Source organism: Brevibacillus reuszeri (assembly GCF_002897295.1).
GTDB lineage: Bacteria > Bacillota > Bacilli > Brevibacillales > Brevibacillaceae > Brevibacillus > Brevibacillus reuszeri_A.
In genome coordinates this window covers 21,128-36,206 of sequence record NZ_BEXF01000038.1, presented here as the reverse complement: position 1 = coordinate 36,206, position 15,079 = coordinate 21,128, and the positions used below count along the sequence as shown (strand labels likewise).

Genomic DNA, 15,079 nt, shown 5'->3' with positions numbered 1-15,079 from the left:
CAACACGGACATGCAAACCAATATCGGATTTAACTGTAATGGTGTGACAAACGTTTTTGCACTTGAGCCTATCACCAACAACCCGCCAACGCTCACACTCACGTCACCTGCCGATAATCAGACATTAGCGGAAGGCAATACTCTGCCGGTTGACGGGACAGCAAACGATGCTGACGCCAACAACAACGTGGTCATTAAATGCCAGATCAACAGCGGCGCTATACGAAACATCGGCTCGGGCTTATCCAATGGGACAAGCCCTATTTCTTTTACTCGGACACTTACTTACAGCGGAAAGAGAATTTACGACGGGGCAACTGATCTTGTCGGAGCCGACCTGGCTGAGAATGTTGACCATATCCTAGCAGTCTGGGCCGAGGACGACAAAGGCGGTAAGAGCGCCGAGCTGATCCGAAAGTTCCGCGTAGTCTGGAACCGTCCGCCTGTGATCGATGGCGAAAATGGCTACCTTGGAACAATCATGGAAATACCTACAGTCGAATACTCTGCCGTCGATCCTGAGGGCAATACGTTTACGTTTTCCGAGTATCTAAACGGCAAACAGATCAGGGCGTTCGCAGGTACAGCCGGACAATCCTACACGGTCGATATCAGCCACGATACCTGGATACGGCTGGACTTGGACGTGCAGCATCAAATCAAGATCGTAGCAACGGACAGCGCGGGAATCTCGTCTGAGCGCATTTACACCTTCACTCGCACGGAGACGCATATCGAATTTGTGCTCAACTTTGAAAATCCTGGTGTACAGGGGCATTTCATTCTGGACGGTATGCCAGAGCGAGTCCTGGTGTCACTGGAGCGGTACATTCCAGAAGGCGCGTCTATTGAAAGCGTGAAGGTCTGCAATAATGCGCTGGACGATACTCCCACTTGGGAGGATGCTACAAACGCTGTAAAAGGCGGGCGCGGCTATCTCTTCACGAATACAACCAAGACGGCTGAAAATTGGGCCATAAACCTTTGGGTAACGATTGCCAAGGGAACGGCAACAGAAAGGACAAGGCTCAACGGTTATGGGGGTGCATTTGACTGATGCAAATTCAAGATCAGACGCCGATCTCAGAAATTCGAGAGGGCCAGAAGGAGTCTCCAGAACAAAAAATCAAAAGACTGGAGTCAGAAAATGTGCAGCTTCAGGGGGAGGTGAGCCAGCTTAAATCTGAAAAAGCAACGCTTGAAGCGCAGGTCGTTCAGGTCAATGCAGATTTGATGGGTTTTATGGAATATTACTTTGAAAATCAAACATAGGGGGAGTCTCACATGGCAGTATTGTCTTTTCGCACATCCAATTATGCGTACAACATTTTTATCAGCGGCATGCAGCGCTTTACTACTTCGGATGGATTTGGGGGGATTCCTTCTGAGTATCACGAACCAGTAAAGCAGTTTGCAGCCAAAAATTATACAGCAAACCCATACGCTGATGAAGAAAACCGTACACGGCAAATTGCTGTTGGTCTCAATAATGGCTGGATCACGGAACAGGAGTTCAACGAAACAGTTTCTTACATCCAACCGATTGAGCCGATAGCATAACACCTTTTCCTAAACAGGAATGGCTTTTTTCATCTCAACAAGACTGACAGCCAGCCTCGAACCGATCGGGGCTATTTTTTGTGCCCGGGCGGGAGAGAGGAAGTGAGCACGGCTTATGAGTGTAGACGGACTAATCGCAATTATTTCCGTGGTATCAGCGCTAACTGGAATTGCACTTGGCTGGATTGGCCGGGCCAGAACGATCCAGCAGGATGCGGCGCAACAGGCAGGTACGGACGCTATGCAGCGCGCGGACGTGGATTATCTGAAACGTGGAGTGGACGACATTAGGTTGGAGCAAAGGGCGCAGGGGCAGAAGTTCGATGCGCTGTCAGAACGAGTTACCCGTGTAGAGGAATCTACTAAACAGGCGCACCACCGACTGAATCGGCTGGAAGACAACACCGAATAAAGAGAGAGGAAGATGTGAAATGGTTGAGATTGGGCTCGTAATTGCAGTGGTAATGGCCCTTGGCGGCTGGTTGAAAGGACAGGAGTGGTATCCAAATAGTTTGATTCCGGTGGCGATCGTCTTATTGGCGGTCGCTTTTAATTTGGGTAATGCGTTCTTGTTCCATGGTGATTTCCTGGAGGCGGGCAAGCTGGCTTTTATCGAATCGTTGGCTGCCATCGGAATCCATTCCGGTGCAAAAAATACATTTCAGTCACGGGATGGTGATCAGTAATGCAACCTCGTAATTCAGCAGTAAATATCAAGATGATCGATGTGTCGCATCACCAAAAAACCATCGACTGGAAAAAGGTTGTAGCAGACGGCGTACGCGGTGTTTTTATCAAAGCAACGGAGGGGGTCGGGTATACCGATCCCCTTTTTCGTACAAACGTGCAAGGTGCCCTTGCAGCCGGGGTGAAGGTAGGATTCTACCACTATTGCCGACCAGAGACGGGTAACACCGCAGAAAAGGAAGCAGAATCATTTCTGGCTGCTGTTGCCGGACTGCAAGCGACACTGCCTCATGTGTTGGATGCAGAAGGAGATGCAGCCAAAATCGGAGCTACCAAGCTGACGGACTGGTGCCATAGTTGGCTGGAGACGGTCGAGAAGCGCTCCGGTCACAGCGTCATGGTTTACACTGGAGCTTCGTTTGCTAAGACCTACCTCGGCGCGAAACTCGCGAAATGGCCGCTCTGGGTTGCTCATTACGGCGTCAACCAACCAATGGAAAATCCGATCTGGCAGCGTTGGTCGGTATTTCAGTATACGAGCAGCGGCAAAGTTTCTGGAATAGCTGGCAACGTGGATATGAATGAGATGGATTCAACGTTTTGGTCGGAATTGATCAATCCACAGAAGGGGGATAAACCTGTGAATAAGCAGGCTGACGACAAGACAAAAGAGGCGTTGACCGCCCTACAGAGTGCGGGGGCCATCCAAACACCCGAATACTGGATACAGAATGCTTATGAGGGTGGGACGGTACGTGGTGATTACGCGGCTCTGCTCATCCAGAACATGGCGAAGAAGCTGGCTACAACGGTACCAGTGCCGGAGACACCAAAGCCAGAGCTGCCCAAGCCAGAACCAGAAAAGCCAGTTAAGCAACCAAAGCCATGGGCAGAAATCGAGAAACTGACCAAGTCCGCGTCCGTACACGTTGATGTAGGCGGAGGCGGTACGGGTGTCTTACTGCAAGGCGGACTGGCGCTGACGGCCCAGCATGTTTCCAAAGGCCGATCCATCATCCGAGTGAAGACAAGCGAGCGTAACTGGATGGACGCTATGTTGGTGGCAGAACATCCGGTTATAGGCAAAGACTCGGTTGACCTGGCCCTTTACCGAATTGAGAACCCGCCGAAGAATCTGCCGTATCTGCCGCTGGCTACTGAACCAATTGCAAGCGGTCAAAAGCTTCTAACGGTTGAGGCAGAGTATACTGAGTGGATCACTCGTACTGGCGAGCTATGCCAAGTCAGCACGACGAGGGAGCCGTGGGAATTTGACTGCTCTGTACCTGTCAAGAGCGGTAACAGCGGAGGAGCTGCCGTCAACGAGTACGGTGAGGTGGTCGGTATTTTCAGCAACGTCGTATCGGTAGGCATCCAGAAAGGAAGCGTGCGTGAGGGCGTACCGGGCGGTGAGGCAGTCAACTTGCAGCATCCGGTGGTCGCGGAATGGCTTAATAAGCATACGTAAATGGCGAAGCCCTCCATCCGGTTAACGGGGGAGGGCAGTTTTTAATACATTCCATAATTGTCCCATTGAACATACACTAGGTCTTGCTGCATAATATGGAATTATAGGGAAAAAGTATGGAGGTGTATATTCTTGTATAGTGGTGCTGCAAATATGAACCCAAAACAAAAGAAAATCCTCCATTACATTTCTGTGACTGGTACATTCATGTTTATTTACGGTGTGATTTACATGATCTTAAGATACACAGTTGGCCTCATACCATTCATCAAAAACACTTTGCTTTTTGGCGTTTTTCCTTTAGAGATTCCTTTGTTTATCGTTTCCACCTTACTAATAATTAGAAAGTTTATTCGATTTTCTTCTCCTTATCGTCAGGAGTAGTGGCTTGACTTGGCAATTGCAATTTAAGCCGATCTTTCAAATGCTTGTGTTCTTGTGCCAATCGTTTTAAATCATGCTCGAGTTCAAGCTTCTTCATTTCTTTGACATGTTTTTGTTCTTGCAATTTCGATAACCACTCCAGAAGGCTAGTTTTTGTTTCCACTGACTGTCCAAGAAAACTTACTTTGCCTCCAAATGCAACTACAATGATTCCTCCTACCGCAAATAGTAATTTCCAGTGTTCCGTGAAAAGCTCAACTATACCTGGTGAGTTTAAAGTAAGTTTGACATCAATATCACGTAAGGTGAATTCCCGATCAAATAGTTCATTATCATTGGTAATTTTAATTCCCTCTAAGACTGCACTCATCAAATCATATAAATCTAAGAGTGGAATATTTGATGTGGTATTAACCCCCAAAACTAAGTGGGCCTTGTTTCCTTTTACGTAAAAATCGTGAAGAGTTCTGTCGATATATTGGGCATACTCATTCGCGTTACTAATAGCATTTTGTGGTCGTGTCATGCGATATAGATAGGGATCCATCTGGTGACGGTTCACCTGTTTTATCCATTTTACACCTTTGCGCTTTACATATGGACACGTTCTTAATTTATCTGTATCATTCTCTATAACAAGTTCAGTTTCAATAATTCCGAAAGCGATGTGGTTAGATAAGATCCCTGGGATCATAACCACATCGCCTTTTTTCATTTGATTACAAAAGCGTTGAATCTGATTATAGATTTTCCCAGGTCTCTTTTCGTCAGGATATGCACGTTTAACTGTCTCAATAGCTTGTTTGTATTCTAGATGTAGAAGTTCAGTAGGATTAGTTAACTTTTCCCAGTTAATCGCGATAAAGCCCTCAGTAAAAAACTCACTGTAATACGCCCCGCCCTGGGTTCTGAGGAACCAATATTGCCTATCTTCAGGTATTTCCTCAATAGGTATATTGTATTCTTCGATATACTTCTCTATTTCTTGATCCATAGGTCCTCCTCATATCGTCTGTCCTGTTACTTATGTTACCAGAATTATATTTTTATTGTAGGAATTTGGCAACAGATCAGTCGGAACTGTCGAAATAATAGAAAGCATTTGGTGTTTGCATGTTCCCCTCTTGTTCGCATATAATACAAACGAACGTTCCTGTTTCGGAGGCGAATAACATGATAAAGGATTTGCAACGAGCGATTGACCAGCATCAGCATATCCAGATCATCTACCTTGGCAGCAACGGTCAAACAACGCAACGAACCTTGCGGCCGTTGGAGATAGCTGGCGACCGACTGAAAGCGTACTGTCTCACTCGAAAGGCACCAAGGGTTTTTGCCATTGGCAACATCCTTGCGGTCCAACTGGTGGTGCTTGGCCGTGCTGTCTGATATTGAGCGGAAGGTGCTTCGGGTAATCGGCAACTACTCTGCCGGGCGGAGGCGTACGCCAACGGTAAATGAATTGTGCATAAAGACGGGACGGAATAGAGGCGGCATCATGACAGTGCTTGAGGTTTTGGCAAAAGAGGAATATATCGAGTGGCAGCGTTCAGAACCGGACAAAATGCTCATTTTAGAAGCGTGGGAAAGAAAGGGGTCCAGGATATGACGAGTAGGATTGATAACCCTTTATTTATGCGTTTTGTGTTACCGCAGCAAAGAGAACTTTACTTGCAGATGCAGGAAGACGCAAAGCTGGTGCCTATGCCAGTGCTGGAGCAAGATGAGTTGGAATCGTTTCATTACATAATCTCTGATTCCGCACGCGGCGACTATGCTATTACGGTGACATGGTGGAGACCAGTAAAAGGAGAGCTGGGGAACCCATGTTGTATGTGGGGCGTAGTAAAGTGGATCGATCAGAATGCCCGGCGCATTAAATTGGTGAGTGACGAGGACAGTCAATGGATAGCGTTAGATAGGATTACTGATGTTAAAGGTTAATACTTTAATCATAACAATAGGGGGAAGTAGCATGGCAAAGGCAGCCACGCCAAAACGTCCTACGCGGGATGAGGTTGAACTAGAGGACTTGGGTAATCAGCTTGTAGAGGCAAAAGAAGACGGGGACGAAAGAGTTTTATCCGTCTGGGGAATGGCAGATAAAGTTCGTGGTCGGATAACAGTGCTTGATTCACGTACAAGGTTGGTCCATGTAGATGAAAACGGATCGATAAGAAAAATTCCCTTTTTGGATATCATGAAAGTAAGTTATGAGTAAAAAAATTAAAGGTATAGCACGGGTTTCCCTGTGATCATTAGGCAATGATGGTAATATGAGGTGATCATATGTGCGGACGGTTTACTGTGGTTTTTGATGCTGTAACGCTGCTCAGGCGATTTGAGCTGGAGGACATTCCATTCGATTGGCACGCGCGCTACAACGCGGCACCAGGACAACTAATTCCTGTCATTATCGATGATCGGGGAAGGCGTCGGCTAGGCCAGTTAAAATGGGGACTGGTACCTTTTTGGTCTCAGGATGAAAAGGTTGGTTATAAGATGATCAATGCAAAGTCAGAGACAATCCAGGAAAAGCCTTCTTTTAAAAATCTGTTTATCCGAAAACGATGTGTCATCCCGGCAGACGGATTCTACGAGTGGCAGCAACGCGAGTCAGGTAAGCAGCCGATGCGAATAATGCTGAAGACAGGCGAACCCTTCGCTTTTGCTGGCCTCTTCGATACCTGGACGAGTCCAGCGGGTGAAAAATTACACACATGTACGATCATCACCACGCAGCCAAACGCATTGGTCCAAGACATCCATAACCGAATGCCTGTTATATTGCGGCAGCAAGATGAGGCAATCTGGCTTGATCGTGAGCGCTATGACGCTGACCTTTTACAATCGTTGCTTGTGCCATACGACCCTGATCAGATGCGGGCCTATCCCGTGCCGCAGCTCGTCGGCAGCCCCAAAAATGATATTCCGGAGTGTATAAAAGAAATCGTGTAGTCCTGCTGAATCACCAGCAGGAATTTTTGTGTTTTTACAGAAAATTATATAAATATCATAAATTATGGAATTATTAGGGGGTTATTATGAAGCGATTTGTATCAGGGTTTGTAGCAGGGGCCATAGTATTTGCTTCATTTGGAGTGTTCGCAGCTTCGGTCCAAAAAATTGATGTAGTCACTCCGGTTTTAAAATTTATCGTTGACGGTACTGATAAAACACCTCAAGATAACAGCTTTTTGATGGGGGATAAGAAGGTCCCTGCCGTTTTTGTACATCAAGGAGTAACCTATATTCCGGCAGAAGTAGCTGGGCAATTGACTGGTAAGCCGATTATGGTTGACTTGCAAAATGAGAAACTGGTTGTTGGACAAGAGTCCCCTTTTTATCTTTCAGATATTAAACCATTTGGAGTGACTCAGGCAGTCTACGTTTTAAATAACGATCCGAACACCACTACTAGCAAGAGTAGTAAGGGAGGGATAAATGAAATACTTTTGACAAAACAAATGAAGATAGCCGGTGAACAATATAACAAAGGGATTGCAATAGGAGGTACTGGCGGCGTAGCCAAAGTAAACTTGGTGTATTACAATCTTGCCAAACAATATTCTGGCTTGGAATGCCTCATTGGCCTGGATGACAACTACAATAAAACTAAGATAAAAGCCTCTTTTGTTGGGGATGGAAAAGTTCTCTGGACAGGTGTCATTGAAAAAAATCAGACAGCAGTAAATGTTAAAGTAGACTTGTCAGGCATTGATAAGCTTGAGATTAAAACCGAACCCTTAGAGAGTGGTTACTCTGTAGCTGATATTGTGAACCCCGTTTTGCTTAAATAAAAATGGATCCACCCGCCTCCCTGTTTATAGAGGCGGGCTTCATTATTATAAGTAGACGTCCAGGTAATCAGAGGTATAAACAAACTGCTTTCCTCCGCCGATCATGAATCGTTTTAATTTCTCTCTAAACGATCGATCAGCAAGGGCCAGTTCCACAATAAATGCTTGTGCGCTGCCAAGAGACCTATTTCGCTTTGCTCGCCCGTTGAATATCGGATTTCGGAAATCGAGGTTATCTGCTACCTGGATCAGGTTGCCGTACATTACTCGCGAATGCGTTGAAATTACTCTCGGTAGTTCGACATGAGTCTCCCCTATATCCACGGACCCTTTCCCCTTCCAATGTTAATTTCAAATTGTTGTAAAATTGTCTTGTTACAGAAACATCATTCAGTACGCTGTACACTGAGAGGTCATGTCCATTGAGCTGGGTGAGGAGCTGCGTAGCATAAGTCCATTATCGATGGATGATGTCCCCACGCTTGATCGATCCATTCAGCGCTTTTTTGACTAACTTCTGATCGTCAAAGCTTACTTGCTTTCCTGTTCCCAGCTCTTCTGTATGCAGCCGTCCCCTACTCACTGACACTACCCGGTATCCTTCATTCGATGAGACCGGAGCAGATGGAGTGTATAAAGAATGGGCGATCGATAGAAGTACACCGAAGCTCAGAACAGCAAGCAGCCCCCACGACATTTTCGTAACGGTTCTTTCCAAATCCTCTGGTTCATCGTCGTCATCTTCCCAGTCCTCTTCTTCGTGATATACGGGTCGCCTCCGTTCTTCCCGATAGTACCTACGCTTCTTTCCCATCTCGATCACCTCACCTTATTCGTAAATGCACTGGTCGCCATTGATACGAGGCTTCACCCTAAATTGTGGCTCTTTATTGTGCAGACGCTGTACAAATTCGACGATATTAGGATTGTTGAGGCAAATTTTCACCAACTCGTTTGCCAGCGTTGTTGGCTGCATGCTGCATGAGATAGACAGTCTGGAAAGTTTCTTCTTTGTGTCTTCATCCAGGGTTAAGCCGATCCTTTTCCCGATTACACTCATGGGCTCACTCCTCACTTTCGAGTAACTTCGTGACCGTTCGACTCAGTCACTTTGTTACAAGAAATGCGATAGAACTTGTCCATTATGACGAATTTCTTCACGCACTGACGTATGAAATTATCCGTCTTTGTCCAACATAGTTACTGAGGTGAGAAGAATGTTTGGACTTGGAAAGTACAGAACGTCGTTTGGGAAGTGGCTGGATCGGCATAAAAAAACGTCGATGGAATTTTCGCAGGAATGCGGTGTGCACAGACAAACTATAGACAGCATGGCTGGCGACAAAGGATATGCGCCTCGCCAGACTACTATCGACAAGGTACTAAAAGCAGCCAAGAAGATCGATCCCGATGCTACATACGAAAAACTGTTCCCCCCGATGTAAAAAGCCCTCCTCATTAGAGAAGGGCTTTTGCGTGCAAACACTGCAAACCATTTTGCAAACCGCAATTAAGGAAAGACGCGGAATAGAATGGAATGTAAAACATCCATATATATCGCTAAACCAGTATTTTTAACTACCTTAATATTAGCGAAGGAATCTAACGGAATACAGCAAAAAAATGTTTTTCATTTTTTTAGCGTGTGTAATGGTTTTAGGAATTGGAGTGAGTTCCTACGGTAACGAATTAAGCCCAGCAGCGAATGATTCTGCGGAAAGCATTAATCGCTCGATTACCTCTCTTAATTACGACACGAAAAACGAGAATATCAACTACCGTATGCAAAATGGCACATCCTACACGTCAAACTGATGCTTCACCATCACGTGTTCTTAATCATTTTAATTATGGTAGGAAGCCTAGCATCCTTTCTTTGGGCATCCGAGCCAGAGGAAAATTTGCGCCAGACACAAGAAGAGAGGGTGTATAGGGCGGCGACTGTAATCTTCCATTAAGAGAAACGGTCGCGCTCGATGGCATGGTTAAAGTAAAAGTGTTTCTAATTTGTTTGTCGGTGTTGATTATAGTTACTTCCGCTCTCGGAGCATATCATCTGTATGCGATGGAGCGCGCTATTGCTCGAAGTATCTATGCAGATATTCTCGATGACATGCAGGATATCGGCTACCTGGAGCCTTCTTTGGCTGACTATTATGTAGGGAGAATGGAAGAGCTGGGCTGGGACGTCAGTGTGGATGTGTTCGCGGGGAGCGGGCCGCGTGTAGAGAATGAGCGAGCGCGGAAGGAACGACAGGAATCAGTGACGCTTACATTAAAGGTCACTCCTTCAAGAGTGGCACAATGGCTTCATCGCTTTGCAGAAGGAGAGGTTTCATTTTCATTTGCCGGAAGCCGTCCCTCTGAATATTTTGATCCGAGGTGGTAGTGTGTGAATAAAATGATTACCATCTTGGTACTCCTAGCACTGGTATTGCCTTTGACGGTGAATCTTCTTTTTACTGGTCCTGATAATTTATTGTCCGCGTGCACCCGTTTTTTCGGTGAGCTACTCACTAGTGTAACGCGATTTGGTACGAGCTGATGGGGCAATTAATTGCAGTTATTCTCAACGTGATGGTTCTTCTGCTGGTACCGTTAGGGATCTTGCAAGTCCATACAGTGGTTCAGACACGTAACGAGCTGCTAGAGGTGAGTGCTGCTGCTACGAAATATGTTAGCAATCATGGCGGTATGAATGAAGTACGTGTGCAGCAAGAGGTACGAGCATTTATTTCTCGTGAGCTGGCAGAAAAAAGATTGTCTCTCTCCGATCCGGAGCTGTCAGTGACTGTCACGCGTATACGCGCAGCTGATCCGATTCTTTGGAGCCATGAGGACGAGTTTGTGCTGCAAATGTCGATTCCCTTTCCACAGTTTACGAAGCTGATTCCGGTGCCCGCCAAGAATCTGCAGGTCATCCGGCAAGGGACGATTAATGTTATGGACTACGACTTATCATAATCGCTCCAGTTAGGAGGCTAACGATACGGGAATCAACGTCTTATCCATATCAGTCATCTTGTTCTTTTTGCTTGTCGGTATGTTTGTGGTGGATGCAGATGTAGCCATGCAAAAGAAAACAGAAGTAAAAATGCTGTTGGAGCTGGCGAACCACGATGCTAGCTTTGCAGTCGACCCTGTGCTGAAAACAGAAGGGGTAATTGATCTGATCGAAGACGAGGCTCTGCAACGCTTTGACAAACGGATGAAAGAAAATGGTGGCTACATACGTGAGCAACAGACGTTTGTGCCAGCAGCGAGTAGTGTGACCACAGATCCGATCCCCTTTACCCGATACTACGTAGATTTTCGTTCCTGGGAGCGCGATCTGCAATTGCGCTATCAATATAACGGAGAAAGGTTTGTCGTGGAGCAAGCGACACCGGGTGTACAGCGTCCAAAAGGAGGTCGCTTGCAGATTACGGTCGTAACGGAGCAAGGCACCGAGCTATGTCTCGCACCAAAAACCATGGTTGGTCCGTCCCATGTAATCGTTGCCTACGTAGACGAGCGACCGTTTCTCCCGTTGCTGCCAGCCCATGCTTTTCCTGTCGTTTCTGTCGAAGAAGTGAAAGATTAGTCAGACTTATTTACAAATTATGAATTTCTCTGTTACTATGTAAGAAAGTGCTTACCCAGCCTGCGATTGTGAGGAAGTCGCTCTCCGAACGTCCCGCATGGCCGGTCTTTTAAGCATAGTAAAAGTGGGGTTTTAGATTTGTTTGATAAAGATACCATTTATATTGTTGGCGATGCTCAATCTTCCTCCAACAATCCGATTACGCAGCAATTCAGTGCGTTTTTTATCGGGTTGGTTGTCGATACTTCCAACGACAAAATTGTAGAAGCAGCTTGCTCTGCGACTGTCCAGCTGACGTCAGATTTTGCCCGATCGATCTTTATCGGTCACTCCATCTATGCGTCGGATGAGATAGGGGAAGAGATTCGCTTACGGTATTTTGGATCTTCGCAAAAAACATTGATTGCTGCGTTTAAGGATGCACAAAAGAAGTACAAACAGGCCATTACCGCGAGAAGTAAAGCAGAAATCACAAAACAACCAACTTCATAGGCTGCTTTATTTATCCGTATGCACGGCATACACGTAAGTAAAACCCAGCAGGTGCCCGAGTCAACGAGCATTTGCTGGGTTTTTTGGATTAACTCGATTTCGCTTTAAAAAGGAGGAGAGTCCTTGCTATCTTTTGTCTTCCGCAGATTTATCTCCATGATCATTACGTTGTGGCTCATCATTACGCTTACGTTTTTCCTGATGCACGCGGTTCCGGGTTCTCCTTTTGAAAGAGAAGGGAAAGCACTCAATGCAGCTGTAGAGCAAAACCTCAATGCGTATTTCAACCTGGATAAGCCCTTGATGGTCCAGTACGGGCTCTATCTGCAAAAGCTGGTGCAGTTTGACTTAGGTCCATCCACTGCTAACAGCGCGGATACAGTGAACAAGATGATTGCCCGCGGATTCCCCGTTTCGTTTCAGCTTGGTGTCATTGCCGTCTTGTTTGCCATCTTCTCTGGTATCGGGCTCGGTGTGATTGCGGCACTGAGGCATAACCGTCTGATTGACTACGTAGCCATGATTATTGCCGTTATCGGTATCTCTATTCCTAGCTTTGTCATTGCTCCCTTGCTTATTAAATACTTGGCAGTGGAATGGAAGCTGCTGCCGACTGCTACCTGGGGTACCTGGCAGCACGTCATTATGCCGGCACTGGCCTTGGGATTTGGTCCGATCGCCATTATTGCTCGCCTGACTCGCACCAACATGCTGGAGGTGCTGACTCAGGAATATATCGAGACCGCTCGCGCGAAAGGGCTTTCACCAGCGACGATTATTTTGAAGCACGCGCTGCGCAATGCGATTTTGCCCGTTGTCACGCTGCTTGGCGCCTTGATCGCCAACGTTTTGACAGGAAGCTTTGTGATCGAGAAAATCTTTGCGATTCCCGGAATGGGTAAGTATTTTGTGGCTGGCATTATTAACCGTGACTACTCCGTGATTATGGGGACGACCGTCTTTTATAGTGCCCTCTTGATTTTCATGATGTTTGTCGTCGATGTGCTGTACGGCATCATCGATCCACGAATCAAGCTACATCGAAAGGAGAGCGAAGGATGATCGTTTCTGACGACTTGTTTATCCCTATGCGCAAAGACAACCTTAATTCGGAAGCGATTGTGCGACCTCAACTTACGTTTTGGCAGGAAGCATGGCTCCGTTTGCGAGGAAACAAGCTGGCCCTCATGGGATTGGTCATCATTATCGTGCTGGGTGTCATGGCGACGATCGGCCCTATGATTTCTGGACATGAATACGCCAAGCAATCAATTATTTCTAAAAATCAGGCACCTTCTGAGAAAAACTGGTTCGGTACCGATGAGTTCGGTCGTGATGTCTTTACCCGTGTCTGGTACGGAGCGCGTATTTCCCTGTTTGTTGGCTTCATGGCAGCTCTGATCGACTTTTTCATCGGTGTTCTGTATGGCGGAATTGCTGGCTATGTGGGCGGGCGAGTCGATAACATCATGATGCGCTTCGTCGACATTTTGTACGGACTTCCTTATTTGCTCGTCGTCATTTTGCTCATGGTTGTTATGGGTCCAGGGCTGGGAACGATTATCGTAGCCTTGAGTGCTACTGGCTGGATTGGTATGGCGCGTACCGTGCGCGGTCAAGTCTTGCAAATGAAAAGCTCCGAATACGTTTTGGCTGCGAAAACGATGGGGGCAAAGCCGTTCTACATCATTCGCAAGCATCTGCTTCCAAATACAATCGGTATCATCATCGTTTATGTGACCTTGTCCGTACCATCGGCAATCTTCTCAGAAGCGTTTCTGAGCTTCCTCGGCTTAGGTGTCCAGGCGCCTATGGCGAGCTGGGGGGTTATGGCCAATGATGGACTATCGACTATTTTATCCGGACATTGGTGGAGACTCTTTTTCCCGGCCTTCTTCATTTCCATGACGATGCTAGCGTTCAACGTGCTTGGTGATGGCTTGCGCGATGCATTCGATCCGAAGGCAAGGAGGTAAGCGACATGGATCATACAGAAAAATTGCTCGAAGTAAGCGGGCTGCGTGTCGTCTTTAAAACGCATGGCGGCGAAGTGAACGCAGTTCGGGATGTAAGCTTTAGCTTAAACAAAGGTGAGACGCTGGCGATTGTGGGTGAGTCCGGCTGCGGGAAAAGCGTAACGGCTCGCAGCGTGATGCGGTTGATCCCTGAGCATATCGGAAAAATCGCGGGTGGCAGCATCCTATTCAAAGGACAGGACCTCGCGAAGCTGCCGGAAAAAGAAATGCGTGAGATGCGCGGCAAAGAAATCTCCATGATTTTTCAGGATGCGATGACCTCGCTCAATCCGACGATCTCGATTGGTGAGCAGATTATGGAAGGAATTATCCGCCATCAAAAGGTCGCTAAAAGCGAGGCGCGCAGGCAAGCGATCGAAATCCTGCAATTAGTAGGGATCGCCAACCCGGAGAGCCGTCTCAAGCAATATCTGCATCAGTTTAGTGGAGGGATGCGCCAGCGTATTATGATCGCGATTGCGCTCGTCTGTAAACCATCCATTTTGATTGCCGATGAGCCAACGACTGCTTTGGACGTTACGATTCAGGCGCAAATCATTGATTTGTTTAAAAGTATTCAGCAAAAGACAGGCGTTTCGATCATCATCATCACGCATGATTTGGGCGTAGTCGCCAAGATTGCGGATCGGGTAAATGTTATGTATGCAGGGAAGGTAGTAGAGTCTGGTCCAGTGCGCGACATTTTCTACAATCCACAGCATCCGTATACAAAAGGCTTGCTCGCTTCCATGCCAAGACTCGATGCTGATCGTGAAATACCGCTTAGCCCGATTCCGGGTACGCCGCCTGATCTGTTTGCTCCACCAATTGGCTGCGCTTTTGCTGCACGCTGTGATTACGCTTTGGAAGTATGTCGCAATTATCAGCCTGCGGAGTCACATCTGCACAGTAAGCACTCCGTTTCCTGTTGGCTGCAAGATCCGAGGGCAAAAAAGATGCTGGCTGCTATGCAGGCACCGACGGGCACGTAGCAGAGTGGTTTTTAGGGAAGATGCCTGATCTGACCCAAGGTAGTTATCTGCTTCTTATCGTGTAAAAGAGGTTGTCGTCCAACGGCGCTATCCTTTTA

The 15,079-nt window shown here is 46.8% G+C and carries 24 protein-coding genes; 20 read left to right on the top strand and 4 right to left on the bottom strand.

All coding sequences use genetic code 11. The annotated features are described in order from the left end of the window. The 6 genes from C3B52_RS37605 to C3B52_RS32555 form a co-directional block, all read left to right on the top strand. A partial coding sequence (locus C3B52_RS37605) for an Ig-like domain-containing protein (protein WP_235615928.1) occupies positions 1–1,057 on the top strand: 1,057 nt, incomplete at its 5' end. Next, positions 1,057–1,272: a hypothetical protein gene (locus C3B52_RS32575; RefSeq protein WP_103110502.1), complete on the top strand. Its 216-nt coding sequence runs from the start codon at positions 1,057–1,059 to the stop codon at positions 1,270–1,272. The genes C3B52_RS37605 and C3B52_RS32575, both read left to right, overlap by 1 nt. A gap of 12 nt (positions 1,273–1,284) precedes the next feature. Next, positions 1,285–1,560 carry a hypothetical protein gene (locus C3B52_RS32570; RefSeq protein WP_103110501.1) on the top strand — a complete coding sequence of 92 codons (276 nt, stop codon included), beginning with the start codon at positions 1,285–1,287 and terminating at the stop codon, positions 1,558–1,560. A gap of 115 nt (positions 1,561–1,675) precedes the next feature. After that, positions 1,676–1,972, top strand: coding sequence for a hypothetical protein (locus C3B52_RS32565; RefSeq protein WP_103110500.1), 297 nt, complete (start codon positions 1,676–1,678; stop codon positions 1,970–1,972). A 19-nt stretch (positions 1,973–1,991) separates the two neighbouring features. Beyond that, complete coding sequence (locus C3B52_RS32560; RefSeq protein ID WP_103110499.1) at positions 1,992–2,246, top strand: hypothetical protein; 255 nt, start codon at positions 1,992–1,994, stop codon at positions 2,244–2,246. Beyond that, a complete protein-coding gene (locus tag C3B52_RS32555; RefSeq protein WP_103110498.1) occupies positions 2,246–3,715 on the top strand; it encodes a GH25 family lysozyme in 1,470 nt (489 codons plus the stop codon). The genes C3B52_RS32560 and C3B52_RS32555 overlap by 1 nt, the downstream gene beginning before the upstream one ends. A 349-nt stretch (positions 3,716–4,064) precedes the next feature. Here the strand turns inward: C3B52_RS32555 and C3B52_RS32550 are convergent, their stop codons facing one another. Then, positions 4,065–5,093 (bottom strand): hypothetical protein, encoded by a 1,029-nt coding sequence (locus tag C3B52_RS32550; RefSeq protein WP_103110497.1) that lies wholly within the window; start codon positions 5,091–5,093, stop codon positions 4,065–4,067. 179 nt (positions 5,094–5,272) lie between these two features. On the opposite strand from C3B52_RS32550, the gene C3B52_RS32545 reads away from it, so the two are divergent. The 6 genes from C3B52_RS32545 to C3B52_RS32520 all read left to right on the top strand — a co-directional run bounded on the left by C3B52_RS32545 (position 5,273) and on the right by C3B52_RS32520 (position 7,899). Beyond that, positions 5,273–5,488: a WYL domain-containing protein gene (locus C3B52_RS32545; protein ID WP_103110496.1), complete on the top strand. Its 216-nt coding sequence runs from the start codon at positions 5,273–5,275 to the stop codon at positions 5,486–5,488. Further along, positions 5,478–5,708: a hypothetical protein gene (locus C3B52_RS32540; RefSeq protein WP_103110495.1), complete on the top strand. Its 231-nt coding sequence runs from the start codon at positions 5,478–5,480 to the stop codon at positions 5,706–5,708. The genes C3B52_RS32545 and C3B52_RS32540 overlap by 11 nt, the downstream gene beginning before the upstream one ends. A 26-nt stretch (positions 5,709–5,734) precedes the next feature. Next, positions 5,735–6,043 carry a YolD-like family protein gene (locus C3B52_RS32535; RefSeq protein ID WP_306418842.1) on the top strand — a complete coding sequence of 103 codons (309 nt, stop codon included), beginning with the start codon at positions 5,735–5,737 and terminating at the stop codon, positions 6,041–6,043. 31 nt (positions 6,044–6,074) lie between these two features. Next, on the top strand, positions 6,075–6,320 hold the full coding sequence (locus C3B52_RS32530; RefSeq protein ID WP_103110493.1) for a hypothetical protein: 246 nt from the start codon (positions 6,075–6,077) through the stop codon (positions 6,318–6,320). A gap of 68 nt (positions 6,321–6,388) precedes the next feature. Next, a complete protein-coding gene (locus C3B52_RS32525; RefSeq protein WP_103110492.1) occupies positions 6,389–7,057 on the top strand; it encodes an SOS response-associated peptidase in 669 nt (222 codons plus the stop codon). 86 nt (positions 7,058–7,143) lie between these two features. After that, a complete protein-coding gene (locus C3B52_RS32520) occupies positions 7,144–7,899 on the top strand; it encodes an NPCBM/NEW2 domain-containing protein (protein WP_103110491.1) in 756 nt (251 codons plus the stop codon). Positions 7,900–7,944: 45 nt separating this feature from the next. Here C3B52_RS32520 and C3B52_RS32515 read toward each other — a convergent pair whose 3' ends face one another. The 3 genes from C3B52_RS32515 to C3B52_RS32505 form a co-directional block, all read right to left on the bottom strand. Continuing rightward, positions 7,945–8,223: a hypothetical protein gene (locus tag C3B52_RS32515; RefSeq protein WP_103110490.1), complete on the bottom strand. Its 279-nt coding sequence runs from the start codon at positions 8,221–8,223 to the stop codon at positions 7,945–7,947. A gap of 133 nt (positions 8,224–8,356) precedes the next feature. Continuing rightward, on the bottom strand, positions 8,357–8,713 hold the full coding sequence (locus C3B52_RS32510; RefSeq protein WP_103110489.1) for a hypothetical protein: 357 nt from the start codon (positions 8,711–8,713) through the stop codon (positions 8,357–8,359). A 15-nt stretch (positions 8,714–8,728) separates the two neighbouring features. After that, positions 8,729–8,959, bottom strand: a complete 231-nt coding sequence (locus tag C3B52_RS32505; protein ID WP_103110488.1) for a hypothetical protein — start codon at positions 8,957–8,959, stop codon at positions 8,729–8,731. Positions 8,960–9,182: 223 nt separating this feature from the next. On the opposite strand from C3B52_RS32505, the gene C3B52_RS32500 reads away from it, so the two are divergent. The 8 genes from C3B52_RS32500 to C3B52_RS32460 all read left to right on the top strand — a co-directional run bounded on the left by C3B52_RS32500 (position 9,183) and on the right by C3B52_RS32460 (position 14,981). Beyond that, complete coding sequence (locus C3B52_RS32500; protein WP_235615927.1) at positions 9,183–9,344, top strand: hypothetical protein; 162 nt, start codon at positions 9,183–9,185, stop codon at positions 9,342–9,344. 536 nt (positions 9,345–9,880) lie between these two features. Beyond that, on the top strand, positions 9,881–10,288 hold the full coding sequence (locus tag C3B52_RS32490) for a hypothetical protein (protein ID WP_103110485.1): 408 nt from the start codon (positions 9,881–9,883) through the stop codon (positions 10,286–10,288). A gap of 155 nt (positions 10,289–10,443) precedes the next feature. Next, a complete protein-coding gene (locus C3B52_RS32485) occupies positions 10,444–10,863 on the top strand; it encodes a hypothetical protein (protein ID WP_103110484.1) in 420 nt (139 codons plus the stop codon). A gap of 55 nt (positions 10,864–10,918) precedes the next feature. Next, positions 10,919–11,482 carry a hypothetical protein gene (locus C3B52_RS32480; RefSeq protein ID WP_103110483.1) on the top strand — a complete coding sequence of 188 codons (564 nt, stop codon included), beginning with the start codon at positions 10,919–10,921 and terminating at the stop codon, positions 11,480–11,482. Between the two features lie 138 nt (positions 11,483–11,620). Further along, positions 11,621–11,974, top strand: a complete 354-nt coding sequence (locus C3B52_RS32475) for a DUF3870 domain-containing protein (RefSeq protein WP_103110482.1) — start codon at positions 11,621–11,623, stop codon at positions 11,972–11,974. A gap of 123 nt (positions 11,975–12,097) precedes the next feature. After that, on the top strand, positions 12,098–13,036 hold the full coding sequence (locus tag C3B52_RS32470) for an ABC transporter permease (RefSeq protein WP_103110481.1): 939 nt from the start codon (positions 12,098–12,100) through the stop codon (positions 13,034–13,036). A gap of 26 nt (positions 13,037–13,062) precedes the next feature. Then, positions 13,063–13,950, top strand: a complete 888-nt coding sequence (locus C3B52_RS32465) for an ABC transporter permease (RefSeq protein ID WP_373419754.1) — start codon at positions 13,063–13,065, stop codon at positions 13,948–13,950. A gap of 5 nt (positions 13,951–13,955) precedes the next feature. Next, positions 13,956–14,981 (top strand): ABC transporter ATP-binding protein, encoded by a 1,026-nt coding sequence (locus C3B52_RS32460; protein WP_103110479.1) that lies wholly within the window; start codon positions 13,956–13,958, stop codon positions 14,979–14,981. Positions 14,982–15,079: the final 98 nt, after the last annotated feature.